The organism is Sanguibacteroides justesenii (assembly GCF_003204205.1).
In the GTDB taxonomy this organism is placed as follows: domain Bacteria; phylum Bacteroidota; class Bacteroidia; order Bacteroidales; family Marinifilaceae; genus Gabonibacter; species Gabonibacter massiliensis.
Map to the genome: position 1 here is coordinate 101,682 of NZ_QJPL01000001.1, position 25,618 is coordinate 127,299.

The following is a 25,618-nucleotide window of genomic DNA, read 5'->3' on the forward strand; positions in this document are numbered from 1 at the left end:
GCATGAAACGTATCGTACCTTACATAATATTTATCATATTGCTTGCATACCTGATAATTGTGTTTACCTTTGCAGCGACAAAAATGGGGGAGGTAACATGTAGAGGGGTACGGGTTACTGTCAAAGATACCACGATGAATGTGTTCGTCGGTGAAGAGGATATCTTGAAAATGATAAAGAATGGGTATGGAGGAATTCTGAATCAGGGTATTAAGACAGTAAATAAAGATAGTTTGGAAAGGATACTTGTCAGAAATCCGATGATAAAATCGGTTCAGGTTTACTACAGTTTAGATGGTTATTTTCATGTAGGTATAGAACAACGTGAACCTGTTTTAAGAGTATTGACAGGTGAGGGTTATTACGTTGATGCGGACGGAAAAGTGATGCCGTTGTCTTCTAAGTTTACTTCCAGGGTTATTGTTGCTACTGGTAACATTACTAAAAAATTTGCTTGCGAAAAATTATGTCCTTTCGTGAAAAAACTGAGGGATCATTCATTTTGGGATGCTTACATAGAACAGATTGTAGTACTTCAAAATAAAGATATTATAATGATACCCAAAGTAGGTGATTTTAAGATTATCCTCGGAAAAGTGGATGATTGCGAGGAGAGAATGGACAAGTTGATGCTTTTTTTAAAGCAAGGAATTGCCAAAAAAGGGTGGAATCGCTATAAAGAGGTAAATTTGAAATTTAAAGATCAGGTAGTTTGTGTTAGAAAATAAAATAAAAGGATATGGGATACGTAGCTTCTTTGGATATGGGGTCGGAGACCATGGTGATGGCTTTGGCAGAGAAAACCGGGGATGATTGTCGTCTTGTAGGTGTCATGAGTGTTGCGTCTCAAGGCATAAAACGGGGAAAGATAATTGATAAACTCAGGGCCAAAGCTTGCATACAGCAATTGTTGGATGGATTCGAAAGCGAACATTCCGTGCATATTGATTCTTTGAACCTTGCGCTTTCGGGGAGTTGGGTGAAAGTGTTGGAGGATAGGGAAAGTTTAAAATATGCCAAGTCGCAGGGGGTGACCCAGCATGATTTGGTTGAGTTGGAGAAGAGGTGTAGGAATACTTTGGAGAATGGAAACGAGGTCGTTGTGGATGTCGTTCCGATGGCTTATTTTATAGATAAGGAGGTCGTAAACGATCCGGTCGGATATTCGGCACGTCGTTTGGACGTACGTTATCAGGTTTTCATTCTATCGAAGGAGATGTTAGAGGAGTTGAAAATATTATTCTCGAGTATAGGTGTCGAACATTTGGAAATTTATTCGGTCGTTCGGGCCGTGACGAGTGCTTTGGTGACCAAGCCAGGAGAGAATCAGAATTTTGCCCTTGTCGATTTAGGAGCCGAAAGTACGAAAATCGTTGTATTCCAGAATGGAATGGTTTTGTTTTATTCGGAATTGCCGTTAGGATGCCGTACGATCGAATCGGATTTGAATGTGGCTTTTTCTATTCGGGATCTCGAAAAGGCTAAAAAATTAAAACATGAATACGGAATGGCTCTTCGGGCCGAATGCAAGAATCGAAAAGTTATTATTCCCGAAACAAAATATTGTATAGAGAGTCATAATTTGGCTTACGTGGAACAGTGTCGTTTGGAAGAGATTTTAGAAGGGGCCATATTCCAAATGCAGCAGAGCGGTTGTTACGAAGATCTCGATGAAGGAGTCTTATTGACCGGAGGTGGAAGCCGTGTTGTCGGTGTGGATACCTTATTATCGAAATTGTCGGGTCATAGCGTGGGAGTTGCTCGGGCCGTAAATGTGTCGTCGGAAAAAGGTGCTTTATTGAAGACACCGGAGTATTTAACGGCATTGGGTTTGCTGCGATGCGAGCGGAAAGAACAGAAAAAGTCCGGAAGTCGGATGAAGAGGTGGTTCGGAGAACTTTTTAATGATTAACGAATTAATGGTTTCAGTTATGTTTAGTGAAGGTACTTTGCTGGAGTTAAATGCCCCGATACAGGAGGAGTCGATCATCAAGGTGTTCGGAGTGGGAGGAGGCGGGAGTAATGCCGTGAATCACATGTGCAGACAAGGAATTCGAGGTGTCGAATTTGTTATTTGTAACACGGATATACAAGCCTTGCGGATTAGTCCTGTCAAGAACCGGATACAGATCGGAAAGGAGTTGACAGAAGGCCGGGGAGCCGGAAGTTTGCCGGAACGCGGACGCCAGTCGGCAGAGGAGAGCTTGGATTACATAAAGACGATTCTCGAGCGTAATACAAAGATGATTTTTATTACAGCCGGCATGGGAGGAGGTACCGGAACGGGAGCAGCTCCCATTATTGCCAGACAGGCCAAAGAATTAGGGATATTGACCATTGGAATCGTTACGATACCTTTTAATTTTGAAGGAAAAAGGAGGGTAGAACAGGCTATGGCCGGGGTGGATGAATTGGTAGAATACGTGGACGCCTTACTGATTATCTGTAATGAGAAATTACGCGATATGTATGGGGATTTGAAGTTGTCCAAAGCTTTTGAAATGGCTGATAATGTTTTGACTATTGCGGCCAAGAGCATAGCTGAAATCATCACGCTAAAGGGTTTTGTTAATGTCGATTTTGCTGATGTGGAAGTGGTCATGAGAAATAGCGGGGTGGCGTTGATGGGGGCCGGGGAAGCGGAAGGTGAGAATCGGGCATTGGATGCCGTCAAAATGGCTTTGGAATCTCCTCTATTGAATAGTAATGATATACGGGGAGCCTCCAATATATTGTTGAATATGTTATACGGGGACAAGGAGATCACGATGGATGAGATCACTTTGATAACCGATTACCTGAAAGAGTTGGTCGGTTACGATGTTAATGTAATTTGGGGAGCCGGAAAGGATGATTCGTTAGGAGACGAATTACGTGTGGCGGTTATAGCTACCGGTTTTAATGGTGTTCCTGTGGATACGAAGCGTTCGCCTATCTCTTTTAAGGTAGAGGAGATAGAAGACCTTGAGTTGAAGGTGGTAGATCCGAAGAAGTTGGAGGAAGAAGAGCGACAGCGTAAGCAGAAGCAGGAGGAGAATCGGCTTCGACGTTTGCAACGGGAGCGACAACGAAAAGAGATGGAAGCTATAGAAAAAGAGGAGGAGAAAGATTTCGAGGAAGAAGTTCGTGAAAAACAGCATCCGGCTCGAAACCGGAAGCGGGGAATAAACGAGGTTCCCGATGTGGACAGTTGGTTTAAACGTAAACTCGGAACAATGTTTAGTGAAGATATGAGTAGAGATACTGAATTGTAATAGCGGATGATCATGGTAGATGGATTGATAAATTTTAACCAGAACGAAATTTCCCCTACGATTATTAAGGTAATCGGAGTAGGTGGCGGAGGCGGTAATGCCGTCGAATACATGCATAAACAAGGGATTTGCGATGTAGATTTCGTGTTGTGTAATACCGATTATCAGATATTGGAACATAGTCAGGTTCCCATAAAGATTCAGTTGGGCAGAGCTTTGACGGAAGGCCGTGGGGCTGGAAACCGTCCGGAAGTGGGAGAGGCTGCTGCCAATGAAAGTTTTAAGGAGATAGAAGAGTTATTGCGAAACAGCACGAAAATGGTGTTCATTACGGCAGCTATGGGGGGGGGAACCGGAACTGGAGCAGCTCCGGTAATTGCCAAGGTTGCCAAGGAGATGGGGATTCTTACCGTGGGGATCGTTACCATCCCTTCCCGTTTTGAGGGCCCGAAACGTTTGGAGCAAGCAAGGGAAGGAGTACGGAGGCTGAAGGGCTATGTGGATTCGTTAATCATTATCGATAATGAAAAGATTCAGCGGATTTATGGTTCGCAAACCTTGTCAACAGCCTTTGCCAAGGCTAATGATGTATTGAATACGGCCGTAAAGGGTATAGCTGAAATCATCACTTTGCCGGGGTATATAAACGTGGATTTTGCCGATGTGAGAACTGTTATGACCGATAGCGGTATCGCTATCATGGGGGCGGCAAATGCTTCGGGAGAAGACCGGGCCAAAAGGGTTATTGTCGATGCTTTAAACAGCCCTTTGTTGAATAAGAGTGATATTTTGGGAGCCAGTAATATCTTGTTGAATATTACTTCCGGTACGGATGAAATTACAATGGATGAGATGAGCGAGATAACATCCTATATTATTAAGGAAGTAGGAGATAATGCCGCTGTCATTTGGGGGGTCGGTACGGATGAATCTTTGGGAGATTCCATATCCGTAACGATAATTGCCACCGGTTTTTCTACCACTGATGTGGAAAATACCTTTACCGCACCTATCAAAGGAGGGATACCCGTAACAATGTCGGAAACGGAAGAAGATCCGGAACGGATAAAGAAAATAAAGGATGGCGTGAAGGATTACGTGCAGGTCATATTGAAGGAATCGGATGTGATTTTGCAACCGGACCTGCCGCAAGAGAAGATAAAAGAATTGGAAACGACTCCGGCGTATACTCGGAGACAAATAAAAATAGATAGAATATGATGCGGAAAAATAATCGTAATTTGTTGTTTGTGATTGGAGATTATGGACAAAGGATTACAAGTGGCATCATGGAATTAATTTAATTACATTAATGGAAAAATTTAGAGAATTAGGTTTAGACGGGGAAATTCTTAAGGGAGTTGCAGATTTAGGTTTTGAAACACCGAGTCCTGTACAAGAGAAGACGATCCCTGTAATTTTGGGCGAAGAAAATGATTTAGTAGTTTTAGCCCAGACTGGAACGGGGAAAACAGCAGCATTCGGATTGCCTTTATTGCAAAAAATCGAGCCGGAATGGAAAAACACCCAGGTCCTGGTTTTGAGTCCTACGCGAGAATTGTGTGTGCAGATCGGAAATGATTTAAAAAACTACTCCAAATATCGTAAGGATATTCGAATCGCTTGCGTTTACGGGGGTACGGATATCCGCAGGCAGATCAAAGAGATTGAACGGGGCGTTCATGTTATCGTGGCTACACCGGGAAGGTTGGTAGACTTGTTAAAACGGAAGGTTGTAGATATCGAATCCGTGGTTGCCGTAGTTTTGGATGAGGCGGACGAGATGTTGAATATGGGCTTTCAGGAAGACCTGAATTTTATTCTGGAGGAGACTCCTAAGGATAAGAATACTTATCTGTTTTCGGCGACAATGCCGAAGGAGGTAGAACGGATTGCTAAAAATTATTTGATCAATCCGAAAGAGATAGCCGTAGGCAAGAAAAACCAGGGAGCTGATACGGTATCGCATCACTATTATATGGTGAGGGCGAAGGATTGTTATGAAACATTACGTCGGGTAATCGACTGTGCCCCTGATATGTATGCCATTATTTTCACGCGGACTAAAAATGATGCAAGTGAGATAGCCAAACATTTACAGCGGGACGGGATCGATTGCGATGCTTTGCACGGAGACCTGAGCCAGGCTCAACGTGATAACGTGATGTCCGCTTTTCGTTCCAAAAGACTGAAAGTGTTAGTCGCTACGGATGTGGCTGCCAGGGGATTGGACGTGGATTGTCTGACCCATGTTATTAATTACAATTTGCCCGATGATGTCGAAAGTTATACTCACCGGAGCGGTAGAACGGGGCGTGCGGGAAAAGAGGGTATCTCTATTGCTATCATTCACTCCAAGGAGAAGGGTAAGTTGCGTCGTATCGAAAACATGTTGAAGAAAACGTTCGTTTATCAACAGGTTCCCGGGGGAGATCAGATTTGTAAAGCTCAATTAGCCTATTATGCCGATCAGATACTTGCGGCAGAGCAACAGGATAACCTGGAGAATTTCGAGCAGACCGTGTTTGATAAATTTGCCGATTATACGAAGGAGGAGTTGATTCAGCATTTGGTCTCTTTCGAGTTCGGTAAATTGTTGAAGAAGTATAAAAATACGGAGGATCTTAACTTGACGGAAAAAGAGCGTAGTGAACGCGGAGGACGGGAAGGAAGAGGCGAACGCCGGGGACGTGGCGGTGACACAGTCTTTAGTGCTTTTTCGTTGAATATTGGTCGGGAAGACGGATTAACTCCTAAAGATCTGATGGCCTTGATTAATAAGCATTCGCGTCGTAGAGGAGTGGAAGTAGGAGGAATCCGGATTTACGATACGGATACGAAGTTTGAAATCGACGAGGAGAGTGCTGCGGATTTCGCATCGGATTTCAGTAGGGCGATATTCAATGGAATTCCTTTAACCATCAGAGCGATATCCAATCGCGGTCAAAGTAGCCGTGGGAGAGGTGGTGATAGGGATAGAGGGGGAAGCCGGGGGGGCCGTAGCGGAAGATCCGGAAGAGATCGTTTTGAACGTAGGGATAGCGGAAAACGTGAGAAGGAAGTAGAGGGGAAACGGAGAGGGAAACCGGGGAGTAATCCGAAGAAACCGAGGAATTTCAGACGTTCTTCTGCGGGAAATTAATAAAAACAAGCGTTTTTGTTTTATATAGAAAAAGAGAGAGCTGGAAATTTATTTTATGGACGGCTCTTTTTTTGTATTTTTGAAAGTCTAAAATAAAAGATTATGGAAGTATATAACGCAAAATTTGTAATGAGTAATACGGAGGTGGATAAATGCCCCGTTCCTGATAAGCATGAATATGCTTTTATCGGTCGATCTAATGTGGGAAAATCTTCTTTAATCAATATGCTTACAAACCATAGTAAGTTGGCCAAAACTTCCGGTACTCCCGGGAAAACACAGTTGATCAATCATTTTCTGATTAATAATGAATGGTACTTGGTCGATCTACCGGGATACGGTTACGCGAAAGCTGCAAAATCGGTACGGAACAAATTTGAACCTATGATTAAAAACTATATTCTGAAACGGGAAAATATGGTTTGTCTGTTTGTTTTGATCGACAGTCGTCATGAACCTCAAAAGATTGATTTGGAGTTTATGGCTTGGTTGGGAGAGAATGGGGTTCCTTTTGTTATGGTATTTACGAAGGCCGATAAATTAAACGTAACCCGTCAGAAAACTTGCATAGAGGAATACGGAAAAATCATGTCCGAACAATGGGAGAGTCTGCCTAAGGCTTTTTTGACTTCGTCGGAAAAGGGGATCGGTCGCATGGAAATTTTGGATTACATCGAAGAATTGAATAAAACGGTAGAGTTGGAATAAAGAGATGATGGAACCTATAGGGCTATATCAGCTGAATAATTTGGTGAAACAGACTTTGAAGGAGAGTTTCACCGAGGGGATATTGATTGTGGCGGAAATTGCTGATATCAAAGAGAATCGTTCGGGACATTGTTACATCGAGTTGGTGGAGAAACGGGAAGAGGATGATGCGATTATTGCCACGGCCAGGGCGACGATTTGGGCATTCACGTATCGCTTGTTAAAACCTTATTTTGAAACGACCACGGGAAAATCTTTACAACGGGGAATGAAAGTGTTGGTTCGTGTGGAGGTCGTGTTTCATGAAGTTTATGGTTATTCTTTGAACATTCGCGATATAGATCCTACCTTTACCATAGGAGATGTGGAGCGGAAACGAAAAGAGATACTGGATCGCTTGGAACAGGAAGGAGTTATCCATATGAACCGGGAATTGGAACTCTCTCCCTTACCTAAAGTTATTGCCGTTATATCTTCTCCGACAGCCGCCGGATATGGAGATTTCGTAGATCAGTTGCATCGGAATCCTTTCGGTTATGCTTTCCATACAAAGTTATTCCCGGCAGTGATGCAGGGAGAAAATACGACAGCGTCTGTGATTGCGGCTTTGGAACGGGTATATGAATACGACTCTTTGTTCGATGTGGTCGTGATTATTCGGGGAGGAGGTTCTCAAACCGATTTGGGGAGTTTTGATTCTTACGAATTGGCGGCAAACGTGGCTCAGTTTCCGCTACCTGTTATTGCCGGAATCGGTCACGAACGGGATGAGACAATTGTAGATAGGGTCGTTTTTAAGAGCGTGAAAACTCCGACAGCAGCAGCAGCCTTTTTGATTGAGCAGTTTCAGGCAAGGGAAGCTGGAATAGAAGATTTGCGGGAACGATGGAGGATGAATGTAAATCGACGGTTGGCCGAGGAGAAAAATAAACAATACGTATTGGTCTCCAATTTCAGGCAGTTTACCCGTGCTCTATTGGATAACCGGAAAAATAGCCTGGTATTTCAGTTACAAAAGGCAGAACATCGTTCAAAGTTGTTTATCCGGAATCAACTGGGCGGATTCGAGCAATGGAAAACACGTGCGGAAGGAAAGGTGCGGTTGAGTTTAGGGCGTCAGACCATGTTGCTGGAGAATTACGGTAGGCAGTTGGAACAACGAGTGAGCAATTGCTTTTCTTATCAAAACCATCGTTTGGAGATGGCAGAGGCCCAAACGAGGTATATGAATCCGAAAAATGTATTGGAACGCGGGTTTTCGATTACCCGGATAAATGGAAAATCAGTAAGAGACATTACCGGTTTACAAGCGGGAGATGTGATCGAGACGGAATTGTATCATGGTAAAATAACGAGCGAAATAAAAAATAAAAAAGAAGAGTATGGAAGAGAAATTGAACTATAAAATGGCTATGGCCGAGATTGAAAGTATTGTCAGTAAGTTGGAAGATAATAAATTAGATATAGATGAATTGGGAGAGAAGGTGAAGCGGGTTTCCCAACTGATTGCTTTTTGTAAAGCTAAGTTGCACGAGACGGAGGAGGAGGTAGAGAATATTTTGAAATCAATGGAAGTTTGAATTTTTGGGATGCCGAAACGGATTTTATATACTTTATTATTTTGCGGGCTGATCGTTTTTCCGCTTTCGGCTCAGGTCGATAGTGCATTGCAAAAATTACTCTCTACACCCGGTTTAAAGCATGCTGCTATCGGAATATCTGTAAAGCGGGTGGGCGATCAAAAAATCATAAGTGCATATCGTTCGGAAACAGCCTTAATACCTGCCTCTGTTACAAAGTTGTTCTGTACGGCTCTGAGTTTGCAAAAGGTGGGTCCGGCCTATACTTTTTCTACCCCCGTCACCTATACGGGAGAGTTAGCGAATGGGATTCTGAAAGGAAATATTGTGATTGAGGCGGGAGGAGATCCTTGTTTGGATTCCCGTTACTTCCCTGCCCGACGTTTTATGGATACGCTTATTCAAGCCATAAAGATATTGGGGATCCATCGGATAGAGGGGACAGTTGTCATTCGTGAACAGGCTCGAGTGGAAATTCCGGGGTCTTGGTTATGGGAAGATATAGCCAATTATTACGGGGCGCTTTATCATTCTTTTAATTATCGGGACAATTTATATACTGTTACGTTGAGACCGGAAAGAACTGCGGGAATGGCAAAAATTATTTCTGTAGTTCCTTCGATAAATGTGGAATTTGTAAATCGGGTAACGGTTTCCGATCTGAAAAAAGAGGAGGTTTGGATTTATGGCGGTCCTTACACGGGGAAACTATTGTTAAAAGGAAGTATCACCGCGAAATCTTCTTCCTTTGAAGTGAAGGGAGCCATGCATCGCCCTGCTGAAACCTTTTGTGATGAGTTGAAGAGACGGTTGAGACGACAGGGAATAGCAATAAGCGATACGTCCGTATCCGGAGATTCCGTGCATCCTCTGCATACTTTTATCTCTCCGACCGTAGAAGAGATTGTTTTTTACACGAATAAGAGGAGCATAAATTTATTTGCGGAAGCTTTAGGTAAGTTGGTCAGTTCTGACCGTTTCGAACAGGAGGTAAAGGAGCGTTTAGCGGGAATGGCGATTGATACGGCCGGAATTATTTTAAAAGATGCTTCCGGGCTCTCTATGCAAAATGCTGTTCCCGCGGAAGTGTTTACCGATCTTTTGTTATGGAGCCGTCTGCATTTGGGAAAGTCTTTCTGGGCTTCTTTGCCTGAAGGGGGAGTGGATGGCGGACTGGTTATTTATGCCGATCATCCTGTTTTGCGGAATAACCTGCGAGCAAAAACCGGTTCCTTTACCGGTGTGCGCACCCTTTCCGGATTTTTGAAAACAAGAAACGGGCAGGAACTGGCTTTTACCGTACTGATTAATCATTATACTTGTACTCCGAAGGAGCTGCAGGAGGCCGTTCGGAATTTTTTGGTGGATACGAGCAAAGGTTTGGAGTAATCCGATTTAATATTTACTTTTGTTTATCATGGTTTTTACTCTGTGATGATGTGTTATGTCTATAAATCCGGAACAGATTCTTCAAGGTGTTAATGAGAAAGACGTGAAGGCATGGAAAAGTGTCTATGTCTCTTATTATGCGGCTTTATGTGCCTATGCGAACCGGTTGATTAAAGATGTAGTTGTTTCAGAAGATTTGGTGCAGGAGGTGTTGTGTAACGTTTGGCGATCGGATAGAAAGTTTGAACAGGTGGGCGATTTTACCTTTTATCTGTATCGGGCTGTTTATAATCAGGCCATGATGCATATTCGAAGTTTGAAGTGTAAAGAACAGCATTTACGGCAAATGTTACGGGAATGCCAGGAAGAATTTTCAGAGGAGGTTTTTGCCGATACGGTACGCGAGGAATTACTCAGGCAATTGTATCGTTATATTAATGAGTTGCCTGAAGACAGACGGAAAATTATGTTACTCAGTATTAAGGGGTTCTCCGGGCAGGAGATCGCTGACCAGTTGGGGATCACGATACACACGGTGAAAACTCAAAAAAACAGGAGTTTTAAATTTTTGCGGGAAAAATTGAAAGATTCCGTTTTTTTTATTCTGCTAACCTATTATGTATAAGATAATACCGGGCGTTTTTCTAAAATATTAGTAAAAAATCATCTTTTTTGTCATACCAAAAGTCGGTTCGTGCATTTTCTATATAAAATGAATATAGGAAAATGGGCGATGAATTTCAACGGATTGTTTTTTTGTTTCGGAAAGCGTTTTCCGGAAAATTAACTGTAAAAGAACGGGAAGAGTTCGATAAGTTGATGGAAAATCCTTTTTTATATCGGGTATTTACGGATATATCCGACGATGTTTATGTAGAAGAGGAGTTGGCAAAGTATAGGTTATATTCGCCAGAAAAAGCTTTCCGGAAATTCGAGCAACGGCAGATAAAGAGATTAATGTTGCGAAAACGGTTGTTACGCTGTTCTGTTGCTGCAACTGTCTTCATATTGTTGGGAATCGGGACAGGGCTATGGTTAAATAGGCAGGAGGAAAAACAACTACGGTATGCTGAAAATACGGTTATCCGCCCGGGAATAGCTAAGGCCTATTTGAAATTGGGAGAGAAGCGGGCGAATGAGATCGTGTTGGATAAAGAGGGAAAAATAGAGGAGCGGGGAGGAACGAAAATCCAGTATGAAGCCGGGAAATTAACTTATGTTTCATTGGATACGATTACGGATGCAATCGAATACGATGAATTGATCGTACCTGCGGGAGCGGAATGCTACGTGGCGTTGGAAGATGGTTCTTGTATTTGGATTAATGCGGAAAGCAAACTGAAATACCCCGTTCGTTTCGGAGAGGGTAAACGGGAAATATATATAGAAGGAGAGGCTTATTTTGACATAAAGAAGGATAAACGGCCTTTTATCGTGCATTCCAAGTTGGGAGATGTGAGGGTCTTGGGTACCGCATTCGGGATTACTGCTTATCCGGAAGAGAAGATGATGACGACATTGGTTCGCGGAAAAGTGGCTTATATCGGATATGGGGATTCACTCGCGATTGAACCGGGCGAGCAGGTAATGGCTTCTCCGACGGGAGAGGTGGCATGTCGAAAAGTGAATGTAGACGAGTATGTAGGGTGGAAAGACGGTTTGTACGTGTTTAAAGATCAGAAATTGGAAGATATTATGAAAACGTTGCAGAGATGGTATGATGTGACTGTTTTTTATCAATCGCATCACTTGAAAGAGGTGCGTTTTACGGGTAACCTCAAACGATACGATACGATAAATTCTTTTCTCCAATTACTGGAAGGTACGGGTGAGTTGAAATATAGGATAAGTGGAAATACGGTGATTCTGTATCAATAAAAAACACGGATACCAGACGTAGGAAATTTGTTATCCGTGTTAGAGTATATTAATAACTAATATGTTGCAAAAGTATGGAAAAAGTACCATTGTTAAGGTTAACATGCCTTATTAAGTGTAAAAAAAAGACTTGGATGACTATGAAACTAAGTGCTGTCTTTCTGTTCTTGTTTAGTTTGAATCTTTCTGCTGGGGTATATTCCCAAACTAAAGTGTCTTTGAAATTGGAACAAGCGACGTTGGAGGAGTTTATTTCGGCGGTGAAGAGTCAGACAGGTATGCAATTCCTTTATAATTCGGTTGTCGTGAAAGGGAAAGAAAAGATTTCTCTCGATATTACGAACGAAGAAGTAAAGGCCGTGTTGGATAAGGTTTTGCCTTCTTTTAATTTGGAATACAAAATCATTAACGATGTGGTTGTATTGCAGCGTAAAGGGGAGAAAGGCTGGATCTCGGACGAAAACAAAGAGGTTATCAAGGGGAAGGTTGTCGATACGAAAGGACTTCCCTTACCCGGCGTGACCATCCGTCTGAAAGGAACCTCCTTGGGAACGGCAACGGATACGAAGGGGTTATTTACCTTGGAATTTACGGGTAAAGTGGACACCATCGTCGTTTCTTTTATCGGGATGAAGACACAGTATGTGAAATTGGAGAAAAATAAAGAAGAGTATCTGATTAAGATGGAAGAAGATATTCAAACAATGGAAGAGGTGGTCGTCACGACAGGTTATCAAAAGTTCAGTAAGCGGGAGTTGGCCAGTTCTATAGTCACGTTGAAAGCTGAAGATGTGGTGGTTGCCGGTGCTATGACGATCGACCAGATGTTGCAGGGGAAGGTTGCGGGAATGTCGGTGACCTTGACTTCGGGAGAGCCGAGTGCAACGCCGAAGATCCGTATACGCGGTACTTCGACAATCAACGGAACGAAGGCTCCGATTTGGGTTGTCGACGGTGTTATTCAGGAAAGTGCTTTGCCTTTTAACGTGTCCGATATCAACGGTCCTGATGCCGAATATTTGATCGGAAACGGGATTGCCGGATTGAATCCGCAGGATATTGAAAGTATAAACGTGTTGAAGGACGCTTCGGCTACCGCTATTTATGGTGTTCAGGCAGCCAATGGTGTGATCGCTATTACCACGAAGGCGGGAAAAAGCGGAAAGCCATCCGTTAATTTCAACGCGAACTATTCTGTAAATCAAAGGCCTTCTTATCGTCGGTTAAATTTAATGAATTCACAAGAAAGAGTACGGTTATCCCAGGAAATCCTTGCTGACGGGTTAGAGTATTATAATGTACCCCGGCGGATGGGCTATGAAGGATTGGTGATGGATCTGTATGATAAGAAAATTACTCCTCGGGAATTTGAAAAACAGGCTAAAGTACTGGAAACTCGTAATACCGATTGGTTTGATATTCTGTTCCGTAATTCCCTGTATCAGGATTACAGTTTAAGTATTGCCGGAGGAGGAGAACATGGACGGTATTATGTTTCGTTGGGTTATAACAATAGTAAAGGGGCAGCTATTGGTTCCGATAGTGAACGGTACACGGCCATGTTGAAAATCACGAGCGATATCGCTCCTTGGTTGCATACGACATTTAAGATGTCCGGTTCCGTATCGGACAACAATGGATTTTATCAAGTTAACCCGCAAGATTATGCTTACCATGCTTCCAGAGTACTTTCTCCGTATAACGAAGACGGAAGTTTATGCTATTATAATCGGGGAACCACGGAAAAACCGAGATCCTACAATGTACTGAACGAGTTGGCTGAAACCGGTTCGAAAGGACATTCGGAGGAGTTGAAGCTCCAATTGAATTTGGATATTGATTTATATAAGGGTTTGAAGTACAGGGGACTTTTTGCTTTTGCCACCTCGAACGCACGAACGGAGAGTATCGCTACCGAGCGTTCTTATTATATTGCCGATATCCGTGGATATGATCTTGGTTTCTTCCCTCCTTTGAGCCGGGAAGAGGAAAAATCGAAATTGCCCTACGGTGGAGAATTGTCTTATGGCTACACTAATGGCCATACGATTCTGGTACAGAACGGATTGGAATACAAGCGTGTTTTTAATAATAAACATGTTCTTCGGGGATTGTTTATTCAGGAAATCACGATGAAAGAGTATAAAGGACATTCGGCTATCGTGTACGGGTACGATAATGAAGGCGGTGATCGGGTGACTTGGCCGAATCTGGATAACGATAAGATTCGGGAACTGGTGGGGAGAAATGCGCCGGCCGTGATTACGGACCGGGAAACACGAATTGCTTCTTTTATAGGTTCTGTCGACTACTCTTACGAGAATCGTTATATTTTTAATGCCAACATTCGCTCCGACGGTTCTAATAAATTCGGAACAAACCCGAAATATCGTTTTTTGCCTGTCTGGTCTGTATCCGGAAGATGGAACGTGAACGAGGAGCAATTTATGAAAAATGTTGAATGGGTGGATTACTTGGCATTAAGGGCTTCTTACGGTGTTCAGGGAAATATCGGAGACAATTCTTCTCCGGACTTGATTATACAATTGCAGGGGCGTCAGGATCTGACTCAATTGAGATATGCTACCCTAAAACAGTTACCGAATCCCGATCTGCGATGGGAAAAAACAAAATCGGTTAACGTGGGGTTGGAATTCGGATTGGGAGGAAGGTTCTCGGCCACGTTGGAGTATTACAACAAGAGAAGTGAGGATCTGTTGATGAATAAAGAAGTCTCAATGGCAACCGGACGTAATTATCTGACGATTAATTCCGGAATTATGGAGAATAAAGGTTTCGAGGGAGCTATATCCGTGGATATCGTTAAACATAACGGTTTGCAATGGACCTTTAGAGCCAATGCAGCTCATAACGAAAATAAAATTATAAAGTCTCAATATCCCGAGGCGACGGAAAAAGAGATGGGAAAAGATATGATCAAAGGTAATATTACCACGGAGGGAACAGCTATCGGAACATTTTATTCGATTGATTTTGTGCGATTAAGCGAGGAAAACGGGTATCCGTTATTTTTAGATAAAGAGGGCAACGAATCTTATAGCGTGGACTATGATAATGCCACTTTCGTGAGATCGGGTAATTTCAATCCGGACGTAACAGGAGGTTTTGATACCTATGTTTCCTATAAAGGTTTTAATTTGTCCTTGGGATTTTCGTTCCAATTGGGAGGTAAATCCCGTTTGCCCAAGATGTACGGGGACAAAAAAGCTGTATTTGATCCCGCGGAAAACGTGACGAAAGAAATTGCTAATCGTTGGAAGAAACAGGGAGATGAAGCGGTTACTAATATTCCAGCCCTATTTAATTATCGGTCGGATGTGGGGTATACGTTTCAAGAATTTTATGACTTGAGTGATATCCGGGTAGCCAAAACCGATTTTTTAAGATTCCGTTTATTAGCCCTGAGCTATACGTTGCCTTCCGACTTCGTGAAGAAGATGCATCTGCGTGGGATGACGGTGCGTTTTCAAGCAAATAATATAGCCGTTTGGGCTCCGAAGGAGTGGCATAATTTGGATCCGGAAACACCGACAGCGAATATTCCGATATTACCGAGTTATAGTTTGGGGTTAAACCTGACTTTTTAAACCGTCGTTTTTTGATAGCATGCGGAAACGAAGGAACCTGAGATCGGATGGAAGGTAGTAAAAATGTAATGAATGGATAATGAAAATAAATACTTTTTGAAAGATTAGATTTATTGAAGTATCACAAAATGATGAAATTATGAGAAATAAAATAGTATTTACAGGAATAGTGCTTCTCTATATGTTGTCCGGATGCGACAGTTTTCTCGAGTATTCGGATAAGGACGTGGTGATTCCGGAGACGGTGGAACAGTACCGGCAATTGTTAATCGGAGAGGGGTATCCGGAAAACTTTCAGGGTGATGCCGATTATATAAAACTGATGGATGACGATATGGAGATATGGGTCGGAAATAAAAGCAAGGACCAAACTTCCGATGTTGCCAAGTATAAAGGTGTTTTCACCTGGCAACGGGATTTGGAAGAAGAGATGAGTAAGACCGACGGGGCTTACCCGGCCCGGTATAAGAATATATTGGGTTGTAATCTGATTATTAACGATATGGAGAAGATGAAAGGGGGACAGGAAGATATCAACCTGTTGGTAGCCCAGGCCTTGGTCTTACGGGCCTATAATTATTTCTGCCTGGTAAATTGGTACGCGAAACCTTATAATAAAGAGACGGTAAACACAGATCCGGGTGTTTGTATATGGTTGGAAACCAAGCCTTCGCTGGATCGTCTTTACCGGAAGCCGATAGCCGAGGTATACCGATTGATTAACGATGATATGGCAAGGGCGTTGGAGTTATTTGGTAAGGCTTCCGCGCCGGATAACAAGTTTGAGGTTTCGTACGAGGCGGCTTTGATTCTGGCTTCCCGGATTGCCTTGTTCCAAGAGGATTGGGCCGGGGTGAAGAAATACGGAGAAGAATTGTTGAAATTGTCTTCCAAGTTATACGATTTGACGGCTGGAGATATCGCTTTTGGAGAATCTTCTTTCTCTTTTATCAGTCCGACCAAGAATCCGGAAGTGTTGTTTAATTTCGGTAGCGTTTCGACTTCGTACAGGTATATATACACTATTTCCGGGGCTAATGCAGGTCCCTTCTTCCAGGTATCCCAGTTTGCCGACGACGCTTTGTTAAAATTATACGATATGGATAAGGACTTACGGGTGAAAGCATTTTTTAATGTGGCGAAATATCAGTTCGAACCGATCAAATATGCCCGTACTCCTTCTCAAGGGAAAGGAGAGGCTTGGCGAGTTGCGGAGGTATATTTGAATTTGGCGGAGGCATACGTGTTGGATAAACAGGAACCGAATCTGAAACGGGCCGTAGAGTTGTTGAACGAGTTAAGGCAAAATCGTATTCAGGATTACACGGATAAACAGGAGAGTGATTATACGGCAGCTTCGTTGTTGGAAGATATCAGGGTTGAACGGCGGAAGGAATTATGTTTTGAAGAGACTCATCGTTGGTGGGATCTGAGGCGTCAGGGAATGCCCGAATTGAAACATGTTTTGATCAGTAACGGCGGATTGGAGGAAACCTTTATTTTAGAACAGGGGGATGCCGGATACGTGTTGGAGATCCCTCGTAAAGAACGTGAATATAACACGGCGATACAATTGAATAATCGTCCTGAAAGAAAATCTGTTGAAAGTAAAATGTAATAGCGATGAAAAAGATGATATACCTGTTGATGGCGTTTTTTATGTGCTACGCCTGTTCGGAAGACGATATTAAGCCCGAATTGGATTTTAACGTGGAACCGGAAATCTCAAGTTCGACCTCATTGGATAAAAAGATTGCCGATTTCTACAAGAAGTACGATACATTTATTGCTTGTTCGTATACGAATGCAGAGATAAACTGGAACTGGGACTCTTATTATAATTATGTCTATTCTTTTCCGGAAAATGCCGACTACGCGGAAAAATTATTGGATTTTGTACAGGAGAAGGTGTTGGTGAAGTACACGGATGAGATGTTGAAAGAGTTTTTACCGTACCGCATTTATTTGACAGACACCTTATGGGAAACGAAGAATAAAAAGACGCAACGTTACGGTCTTATAGGAGTTAATAGCTACATCTGGGGAGGTGCGGGATCGAAGTCTTTCCCGGCAAAGACGAAGTTGAAAGCGGCCATGCAGGAATTGCACGAATGTGTGGCGAGCGGTTTGATTGCCAAAACCACGGTGTTGCCCGAGGAGTTTTACTCGGTGAGTACTTACGAGGCGGAAGTCATAACCAACGACAAATTGATGTGGGAACGGGGTTATATTTGGCGTAACAGTCGGTTGCAACCCTCGAAAGAGCAGGATTTTTATAAATACGTGGGCTGGTTTGCCGGAACCACGAAAGAAGAGGCCACGGCTTTATGTGACCAGTATCCGCTGATCAAGAAAAAATACGCTTATCTGGTTCAATATTTCAAGGATAACTTCAATATCGATTTGGAAGCATTTCACTGGAAAAACTAAAGCTCTCTTAGATTGAAATAATATCACGCCTTCGTTTAGCATTGAATGAACATGCTAAAACCCGGGCGTGATATTTTTTGCCTGCCCTATTGAGGTATCGATCGAAATCGTAGGTTGCCGGAGCGGGAAGTGCGGGAATCGTTGAATAAAAAATTAAAGGGAAAAAGTGAATGGAGTTTTCTGTGCGCGAACGGAAAAAAAATGAAGCAATATCCGGGTGGCGGTCAACAGTAGCTTGTCCGGGTTAAGGGAGTAGGATTGAATATTATTCGGCGTTTGTGAAAATAGCACATTGCACCCTTCCCTGTGGATTATTTTAGGGGAACTATTTCGCCGAGGACGGGGATATAGATGTTTACCTTGTGTTTTTGAGCTTCTTCTGCGAAAACTTTAGGCGGGTCGCTTAGCGGTTCGTCGGATAGGTCAAAAGTGCCGTAATGCATGGGAATGGTTGTTTTGGCTCCCATTTCCGTGGCTGCTTTGATAGAGTCATGGGGAGAGATGTGGTTGGGTTGCATAAACCAGCGGGGTTTGTAGGCACCGATTCCTAACAAGGCATAGTCCGGAGAACCGAATAGTTCCTTGATTTCGGAAAAGTGTTTGGCATATCCCGTGTCTCCGCTATAATATAGTGAAAGTCCGTTTTTTTCTAACATAAAAGCTCCCCATAGGCGTTGTCCTCCGTCAGCGAAGGAGCGTTTGCCCCAATGTTGGGCAGGGAGAAAGGTTATTTTAAGACCGTTGTCTTCTATTTGTTGATACCATCCGGCTTCGATAACCTGAATAGAAGGGAACCAGGATCGGAGAAGCTCTCCCACACCCAAACCGCAAAAAACCTTCATCCGGGAATTATTGGAAAACAGAAGAGCGATACTTTTTTTATCCAAGTGATCGAAGTGATCGTGACTTATCAGCAGGTAATCGATGTCTTTGAAGATTCGGGGGTTAACCGGTAGGTTGCTTCGTCTGCGAACAAAAGGAATATGACCGAAAACGGGATCGAAGAGCAATTTTTTGCCTCCGAACTGCATGAAAAACGAGTTGTGTCCCAGCCAAACCAAAGCATCTCCTTTTATGTTTTCCAAAGAGTGAAGAAATCTTATTTCGGGATTCCACTTTTCTCTTCGTTTTTCTTTCCTCTGTGGATTAGGAGAGAGTCTCCACTTTAAAACACTACCTATTCCGTGTTTTACATGGTGTTGCTGGTTGATAAATTTTCCTTTGACGACGGGATTTCCTTTCCATTCTTGCCTAATAGTAGTTAATGCTTCATTCCGACGAAAAGAGATAGGTTGACTCATAGTTCCATTCCGATATTCTGTTACAAAGATACGTTTATCGGGAAAAACAGAAGGAATTTTTCTGCTAAAAAATCTATTGATAATGTTATGGTTATGTTAATTTGGTAATAAAAAGTAATGAAAGGAGATGTAAAAGCGAAGAGTACGATGATGAATGGGGAAGATAGGGTAAAAGCACGTGGACCGTACTTCCTCTTCGTTTTTTTTATACCTTTGCAGATGTAAAAGTGGTGAATATGTTTTTGGAAAGTGCTAATCGGGCAGGATGGATAGAGGTAATATGCGGATCAATGTTTTCGGGGAAGACAGAGGAGTTGATCCGTCGATTGAAGCGGGCTAAGTTCGCGAACCAACGGGTAGAGATTTTTAAACCCCAGCTGGATGTCCGTTACTCTGTAGAAGATGTCGTGTCGCACGATGCCAACACAATTCGGTCAACACCTGTAGATTCTTCCGGTAATATTCTTTTGTTGACGGGAGATGTGGATGTGGTTGGAATCGATGAAGCCCAGTTTTTTGATGTTAATATCGTGTCCGTATGCAAGGAGTTGGCGGATCATGGCGTAAGGGTGATCGTTGCCGGATTGGATATGGATTTTCAAGGCAATCCCTTCGGACCTATGCCTCAACTGATGGCTATTGCTGAATATGTAACAAAAGTACATGCCATATGTGTCCGCTGTGGAAATTTGGCCAATCATTCCCATCGATTGACACCGAATGATAGCTTGGTGATGTTGGGAGAACAAGATACTTATGAGCCTATTTGTCGGCATTGCTTTAATAAGAGCATGGAAAAGGAGAAAGAATGAAGGGGTGAATTACGATCGGGATTATTTATTTCATACAACCGTGATATAATTAAATAATTGTATATATTTGAGAGAAAGATACAAATCGTGTGTGATGTTTTTATTTATTAATCTTAATCTGTGAAATGATGGAAATAATCAGAAGAATTACTGTTTTTGGCGTACTCCGAGAGGGTGTCGGTATCGGTTTGAAGAATACGTTATCCTTAATTGCTGCCGTATTTTTGTGGATTTTGACCATTTGGATCCCCTATTTGAATGTGGGAACAACCATCGCTATCATGACCATTCCTGTCGCTTTGAGCAAAGGAGAGATGATCTCTCCCCTGTTTATTTTTGAGGCCAAATACCGGAAATATATGGGTGAATTCTTTACCTTGATCGGATTGATGTCGCTTGCCATCATCCCGGCTCTCTTTTTTGTCGTTATTCCGGGAATTGTTATTTCCATCGGTTGGTCTCTTGCCGTTTATATCTTATTAGACAAGGGAGTTGCTCCGGGAGAGGCGATGATACGTAGTAATCAGGCAACTTATGGTTATAAATGGACCATATTTGGTATTCATTTTGTTTTGGGACTTGCGTTTTATATACTTCTTGTTGTTTTTGCTTTTATTCCTTTTATAGGAGGAATCTTGGCATTTATTCTATTTTTGATCTACATGGTGACTTTATTGGGATGTATTGCGGTTATATATAGAAATTTGACCGTGTGACCGGTTGTGACTCGTAGCTCCCGGTAGAAAAGGTAAGAACCGAGGAGAAAGAGAGAATCGGGTAGCAAGTTGATTTCAGTTACGAATTTTTAGTAAAGTAGGGTGAGGATAGATCTATCCTCACCCTACTTTGCTATTTTTTTTTGCTTTATAAATTAAGATTAAAATCATGTGCAGGATATGCATGTCCGAATAAATTTGTTAATTTTGGGGAGTTTTATGGGGGGATAGGAATCGGAGTATTCCTGAGTTTCTGAGGGGCAGAGGTTCTTATCGATGATTGTATCTGTAATTAAGATTTTTTTTACCTGAGCGGCATAAAAACAATTTTCTTATTGTTTTGTTTGGTATGGTGTTTGTCTATACCCTGTACCTTGGAAGAGAAAATTTAATTATATAAAATATAATATATGAAAATGCAGAGATTAATGATTATTTTTTCCCGACAAGTTATTTGGATGATGTTGGGAATCACTTTTTTTGCTTGTAATAATAAACAGCAATCAGGTCAGCAAGCCGTACCGGATTACGCCGTAATAACGGTAGAGCCTCAGGATGTCGTGTTGACCTCTTCCTATCCGGCGACTATTCGGGGACGGCAAGATGTTGAGATTCGTCCGAATGTCAGCGGATTTATTACGAAATTATGTATAGACGAGGGAGCGAACGTGCGAAAAGGGCAGACGTTGTTTATTATCGATCCCGTGCAATACGAGGAAGCGGTAAATGTAGCTCGTGCTGCCGTAAGCGTGGCTGAAGCGGGCGTGGCTACGGCTCAGTTGACAGCCGATAATAAAAGGGAGTTGGCCAGGAAAAATATTATCAGTAGCTATGATTACCAGATGGCGGAAAACGCCTTAGCTTCGCAAAAAGCAGCGTTAACACAGGCAGAGGCACAATTAGTCAATGCGGAAAAAAATCTTTCATATACGAAAGTGGTGAGTCCTGTCGATGGGGTTATGGGGAGTATCCCTTTTCGGGTGGGTGCTTTGGTTAGTCCCACATCGGCTACGCCTTTGACGACGGTATCGGATATTTCGGAGATGTATGTTTATTTTTCAATGACGGAGAAAGAGTTATTAGATCTGATTCGGCAAGACGGTTCCTCTAAGGAAATTTTAGAACGGATGCCATTGGTTTCTTTGACCTTGGCTGACGGTTCGCTTTATTCCGAGCAAGGAAGAATAGAAACCATTAGCGGGGTAATAGATCGGACCACAGGTGCCGTGAGTGTACGTGCGGCCTTTCGTAATCCCCGGCATTTGTTGAGAAGCGGAGGAACGGGTTCTGTGGTTATTCCTTCGACTTTGAAGAATGCACTTGTTATTCCTCAAAAAACAACTTATGAAATTCAAGATAAAAGATTCGTGTATGTTTTGCAGGAGGATGCTAAGTTGAAGAATACGGAGATAGAAGTATTTAAATTGAATGATGGGAAAAACTTTGTTGTAACTTCCGGTTTAAAGCCCGGTGATAAGATTGTAGCCGAAGGGGTTGGAACACTGAGAGACGGAATGCAAATCAAACCGATTACTTTGGAAGAATCGGCTGCGAAGTTGAAAGCTATGACTCGACCGAAACAAAATTAGGGCGTTAAGATTAATCTGTAATAAACGAAAAGATGAAGTTAGATAAATTTATAAACCGCCCTGTGCTTTCGACGGTTATTTCCATTTTAATCGTTATACTGGGAGGATTGGGTTTGGTATCTTTGCCGGTTTCACAGTATCCGGATATTGCTCCTCCGACCATTCGGGTAAATACCTCTTATACCGGTGCGAATGCTCAGACCGTATTGAATAGTGTTATTGCTCCTTTGGAAGAACAAATCAACGGAGTGGAAGATATGATGTATATGACCTCTACTGCAACGAATACCGGAGATGCTTCGATTGAGGTCTATTTTAAGCAAGGAACGAATCCGGACATGGCTGCCGTAAATGTTCAGAACCGTGTTACCAAGGCTCAAGGATTCCTGCCTTCCGAGGTTACGAAGGTCGGTGTCGTCACGCAAAAGCGTCAGACCAGTATGTTGTTGGGTTTTGCTTTTTATAGTTCCGATGATAAGTACGACAATGAATTTCTGGAGAACTATATGAATATCAATGTTATTCCGGAGATTAAGCGTATTCCCGGCGTGGGTGACGCCATGGTGATGGGTACGGATTACTCTATGCGTATCTGGTTGAAGCCGGAGGTGATGGCTCAATATAAGTTAATGCCTGCCGATATCTCTGCGGCTTTGGCGGAGCAAAATATAGAGGCTGCACCCGGACAATTCGGAGAGCAAGGAGACCAGTCCTTCCAGTATGTAATGAGATACAAGGGACGTTTGCAAACTGCGGAAGAATTCGGGGACATTGTTGTACGCGCCACTTCCAACGGGGAAATTTTAAGATTGAAGGACGTCGCTAATATCGAATTGGGACGTTTGACGTATGGTTTTAATAATAATGTAAACGGGCATCCGGGTGTGACTGCTATTATTTTCCAAACGGCGGGTTCTAATGCTACGACAATTATCAACGATATAAAGGACTATCTGGGTAGGATTGATAATACACTTCCTCCCGGAGTGAAGGTGGAGGTATTATTGGATGCCAATGATTTCTTGTTCGCTTCCATTCGTGAGGTGCTCAAGACGTTGATAGAGGCTTTCGTGTTGGTATTCCTCGTGGTATATGTTTTCTTGCAGGATTTTCGTTCGACGTTGATTCCCGCTATTGCCATTCCCGTGGCCTTGCTCGGAACTTTCTTTGGACTTTATTTGATAGGATTCAGTGTTAATCTTTTGACCTTGTGTGCTTTACTTTTGGCTATCGCTATTGTGGTGGATGATGCCATCGTGGTGGTAGAGGGAGTGCATGCCAAATTGGATCAGGGATATAAATCCGCCCGTTTAGCTTCTATCGACGCTATGAGTGAATTGGGCGGGGCTATTGTATCGATTACTTTGGTTATGATGTCCGTGTTCATTCCGGTGAGCTTTATGACGGGAACTTCCGGTACTTTTTATCGTCAATTCGGTTTAACAATGGCGATAGCGATCGGATTGTCTGCCGTCAACGCCTTGACGTTGAGTCCGGCTTTGTGTGCCATGTTTTTAAAACCGCATGACAAGGACGGAAAAAAGAGAAAGATCTCTTTGGTGGATCGTTTTCATTTAGCTTTCAATGCGGCTTATGATATGACCTTGAAAAAGTATGAAAAAGGAGTGAAATTTTTCATTCATCGGAAGGTCTTGTCGTTTGGAGCGGTTATCGCGTCAGTCGTTTTGTTGATCTTTTTGATGAATATTACTCCGACGGGATTGGTTCCGAATGAAGATACCGGTACGATATTTGCCGTTGTAGATATGGCACCAGGTACGGCACAAGAGAGGACTTTGTATGCCATGCAACAGGTCGATAGTCTGATTGCCGTTAATCCAGCCGTAAAAGGACGGACACAGGTTACCGGTTATAGCTTTTTGGCAGGACAAGGTAATTCTTACGGGACATTCATTATAAAATTGAAAGATTGGGACGAGCGTACCAAAGGGCAGGATATCAATACGCTTATCGGTACGCTTTATATGCAAGCGAAAGCGACAGTAAAGGATGCGCGGGTTCTTCTATTTGCTCCTCCTATGATTCCCGGATATAGTGTTACAAACGGTTTTGAGTTTAACTTGCAAGATAAGACAGGTGGAGATTTGAATACGTTCTATTCCGTGGCACAGGATTTTCTGGCTAAGTTGGTAGAACGACCTGAAATTGCTACGGCACAGACCTCTTTTAATCCGACGTTTCCCCAGTACATGATAGATATAGATGCGGCCAAGTGTAAACAGGCCGGTATTAGTCCGAACGATATTTTAGTAACTTTACAGGGGTATTACGGAGGTATTTATGCTTCGAATTTTAATCGTTTCGGAAAATTATATCGAGTTATGATCCAGGCCGACCCTAAATACCGTATCAATCCGGAATCCTTGCAGGGAGTGAAGGTGCGCAACGGTAACGAGATGGCTCCGATTACTCAGTTCATGACCTTGAACAAGGTATATGGTCCGGATAATATCAAACGGTTCAATATGTTTACCTCTATGAGCGTGAACGGAGCTCCTGCTGATGGATACAGTTCAGGACAGGCCATTAAGGCTATTGAAGAGGTCGCGGCCCAGGTACTTCCCACGGGGTATGGATACGAGTTTTCCGGTATGACGCGGGAGGAACAAAATAGTAGTAGCGGTACTACGGCTATGATCTTTATCTTGTGTTTCGTATTCGTATACCTATTGCTAAGTGCACAGTACGAGAGTTATATATTGCCCTTGGTCGTTTTGCTTTCCGTGCCGTCCGGCCTGATGGGCAGTTTTATTTTTGCTCATATGATGGGGGTAGAAAATAATATTTACATGCAGATTGCGTTGATCATGTTGATCGGTCTTTTGGCTAAGAATGCCATCCTGATCACGGAATTTGCGCTTGATCGTCGTAAAACCGGAATGAGTATCGTGGATGCGGCGATATCCGGGGCTTCGGCTCGTTTACGTCCTATTTTGATGACCTCTTTGGCCATGGTGATCGGATTGTTGCCGTTGATGTTTGCACATGGAGTAGGAGCTAACGGAAACAGTACGTTAGGTACGGGGGCGATCGGCGGTATGTTTATCGGTATGATTTTCCAGGTATTTATTGTACCTGCTTTATTTGTGGCTTTTGAATATTTGCAGGAGAAAATTAAGCCGATAGAGTGGCATGATTTGGATAACACGGAAATTGAATCTGAAATCGAACAATATACGAAATAGTGAAA

At 42.8% G+C, this 25,618-nt stretch carries 19 protein-coding genes; 18 read left to right on the forward strand and 1 reads right to left on the reverse strand.

What is annotated here, in order from left to right; translation table 11 throughout:
* Window positions 1-2 precede the first annotated feature (2 nt).
* The 14 genes from DMB45_RS00465 (at window position 3) to DMB45_RS00530 (ending at window position 17,989) form a co-directional block, all read left to right on the forward strand.
* On the forward strand, window positions 3-728 hold the full coding sequence (locus DMB45_RS00465; protein WP_041503979.1) for a cell division protein FtsQ/DivIB: 726 nt from the start codon (window positions 3-5) through the stop codon (window positions 726-728).
* An 11-nt stretch (window positions 729-739) separates the two neighbouring features.
* Window positions 740-1,912, forward strand: a complete 1,173-nt coding sequence (gene ftsA / locus DMB45_RS00470) for a cell division protein FtsA (protein WP_041504990.1) — start codon at window positions 740-742, stop codon at window positions 1,910-1,912.
* Between the two features lie 19 nt (window positions 1,913-1,931).
* On the forward strand, window positions 1,932-3,254 hold the full coding sequence (gene ftsZ, locus DMB45_RS00475; protein ID WP_052634764.1) for a cell division protein FtsZ: 1,323 nt from the start codon (window positions 1,932-1,934) through the stop codon (window positions 3,252-3,254).
* A gap of 12 nt (window positions 3,255-3,266) precedes the next feature.
* Window positions 3,267-4,475 (forward strand): cell division protein FtsZ, encoded by a 1,209-nt coding sequence (gene ftsZ / locus DMB45_RS00480; RefSeq protein WP_110688419.1) that lies wholly within the window; start codon window positions 3,267-3,269, stop codon window positions 4,473-4,475.
* 91 nt (window positions 4,476-4,566) lie between these two features.
* The gene (locus DMB45_RS00485) at window positions 4,567-6,396 is read left to right on the forward strand and encodes a DEAD/DEAH box helicase (RefSeq protein ID WP_041503977.1); all 1,830 of its coding nucleotides are present in this window, start codon (window positions 4,567-4,569) and stop codon (window positions 6,394-6,396) included.
* 102 nt (window positions 6,397-6,498) lie between these two features.
* A complete protein-coding gene (yihA, locus tag DMB45_RS00490) occupies window positions 6,499-7,104 on the forward strand; it encodes a ribosome biogenesis GTP-binding protein YihA/YsxC (protein WP_041503976.1) in 606 nt (201 codons plus the stop codon).
* A 4-nt stretch (window positions 7,105-7,108) separates the two neighbouring features.
* The gene (xseA, locus tag DMB45_RS00495; protein WP_236684958.1) at window positions 7,109-8,509 is read left to right on the forward strand and encodes an exodeoxyribonuclease VII large subunit; all 1,401 of its coding nucleotides are present in this window, start codon (window positions 7,109-7,111) and stop codon (window positions 8,507-8,509) included.
* Window positions 8,487-8,684 carry an exodeoxyribonuclease VII small subunit gene (xseB, locus tag DMB45_RS00500; RefSeq protein ID WP_041503975.1) on the forward strand — a complete coding sequence of 66 codons (198 nt, stop codon included), beginning with the start codon at window positions 8,487-8,489 and terminating at the stop codon, window positions 8,682-8,684. The genes xseA and xseB overlap by 23 nt, the downstream gene beginning before the upstream one ends.
* 9 nt (window positions 8,685-8,693) lie before the next feature.
* Complete coding sequence (gene dacB, locus DMB45_RS00505) at window positions 8,694-10,073, forward strand: D-alanyl-D-alanine carboxypeptidase/D-alanyl-D-alanine endopeptidase (protein ID WP_110688358.1); 1,380 nt, start codon at window positions 8,694-8,696, stop codon at window positions 10,071-10,073.
* Between the two features lie 55 nt (window positions 10,074-10,128).
* Complete coding sequence (locus DMB45_RS00510; RefSeq protein ID WP_041503973.1) at window positions 10,129-10,698, forward strand: RNA polymerase sigma-70 factor; 570 nt, start codon at window positions 10,129-10,131, stop codon at window positions 10,696-10,698.
* Window positions 10,699-10,799: 101 nt separating this feature from the next.
* Window positions 10,800-11,951, forward strand: a complete 1,152-nt coding sequence (locus DMB45_RS00515; protein ID WP_041503972.1) for a FecR family protein — start codon at window positions 10,800-10,802, stop codon at window positions 11,949-11,951.
* A gap of 134 nt (window positions 11,952-12,085) precedes the next feature.
* The gene (locus tag DMB45_RS00520; RefSeq protein WP_041503971.1) at window positions 12,086-15,559 is read left to right on the forward strand and encodes a SusC/RagA family TonB-linked outer membrane protein; all 3,474 of its coding nucleotides are present in this window, start codon (window positions 12,086-12,088) and stop codon (window positions 15,557-15,559) included.
* Between the two features lie 139 nt (window positions 15,560-15,698).
* Entirely contained in the window at window positions 15,699-17,177 is a 1,479-nt protein-coding gene (locus DMB45_RS00525; RefSeq protein WP_059025876.1) for a RagB/SusD family nutrient uptake outer membrane protein, read from the forward strand.
* A gap of 5 nt (window positions 17,178-17,182) precedes the next feature.
* A complete protein-coding gene (locus DMB45_RS00530; protein WP_041503969.1) occupies window positions 17,183-17,989 on the forward strand; it encodes a zinc-binding metallopeptidase in 807 nt (268 codons plus the stop codon).
* Between the two features lie 311 nt (window positions 17,990-18,300).
* On the opposite strand, the gene DMB45_RS00535 is transcribed toward DMB45_RS00530, so the two are convergent.
* Complete coding sequence (locus tag DMB45_RS00535; protein WP_041503968.1) at window positions 18,301-19,290, reverse strand: MBL fold metallo-hydrolase; 990 nt, start codon at window positions 19,288-19,290, stop codon at window positions 18,301-18,303.
* A 236-nt stretch (window positions 19,291-19,526) separates the two neighbouring features.
* On the opposite strand from DMB45_RS00535, the gene DMB45_RS00540 reads away from it, so the two are divergent.
* The 4 genes from DMB45_RS00540 (at window position 19,527) to DMB45_RS00555 (ending at window position 25,613) form a co-directional block, all read left to right on the forward strand.
* Window positions 19,527-20,102, forward strand: a complete 576-nt coding sequence (locus DMB45_RS00540) for a thymidine kinase (protein ID WP_041503967.1) — start codon at window positions 19,527-19,529, stop codon at window positions 20,100-20,102.
* 125 nt (window positions 20,103-20,227) lie between these two features.
* On the forward strand, window positions 20,228-20,818 hold the full coding sequence (locus DMB45_RS00545) for a hypothetical protein (protein WP_236684956.1): 591 nt from the start codon (window positions 20,228-20,230) through the stop codon (window positions 20,816-20,818).
* A 461-nt stretch (window positions 20,819-21,279) separates the two neighbouring features.
* Window positions 21,280-22,407, forward strand: coding sequence for an efflux RND transporter periplasmic adaptor subunit (locus tag DMB45_RS00550; protein ID WP_235375093.1), 1,128 nt, complete (start codon window positions 21,280-21,282; stop codon window positions 22,405-22,407).
* A 32-nt stretch (window positions 22,408-22,439) separates the two neighbouring features.
* Window positions 22,440-25,613: an efflux RND transporter permease subunit gene (locus tag DMB45_RS00555; protein ID WP_041503966.1), complete on the forward strand. Its 3,174-nt coding sequence runs from the start codon at window positions 22,440-22,442 to the stop codon at window positions 25,611-25,613.
* The last annotated feature ends 5 nt before the right edge of the window (window positions 25,614-25,618 follow it).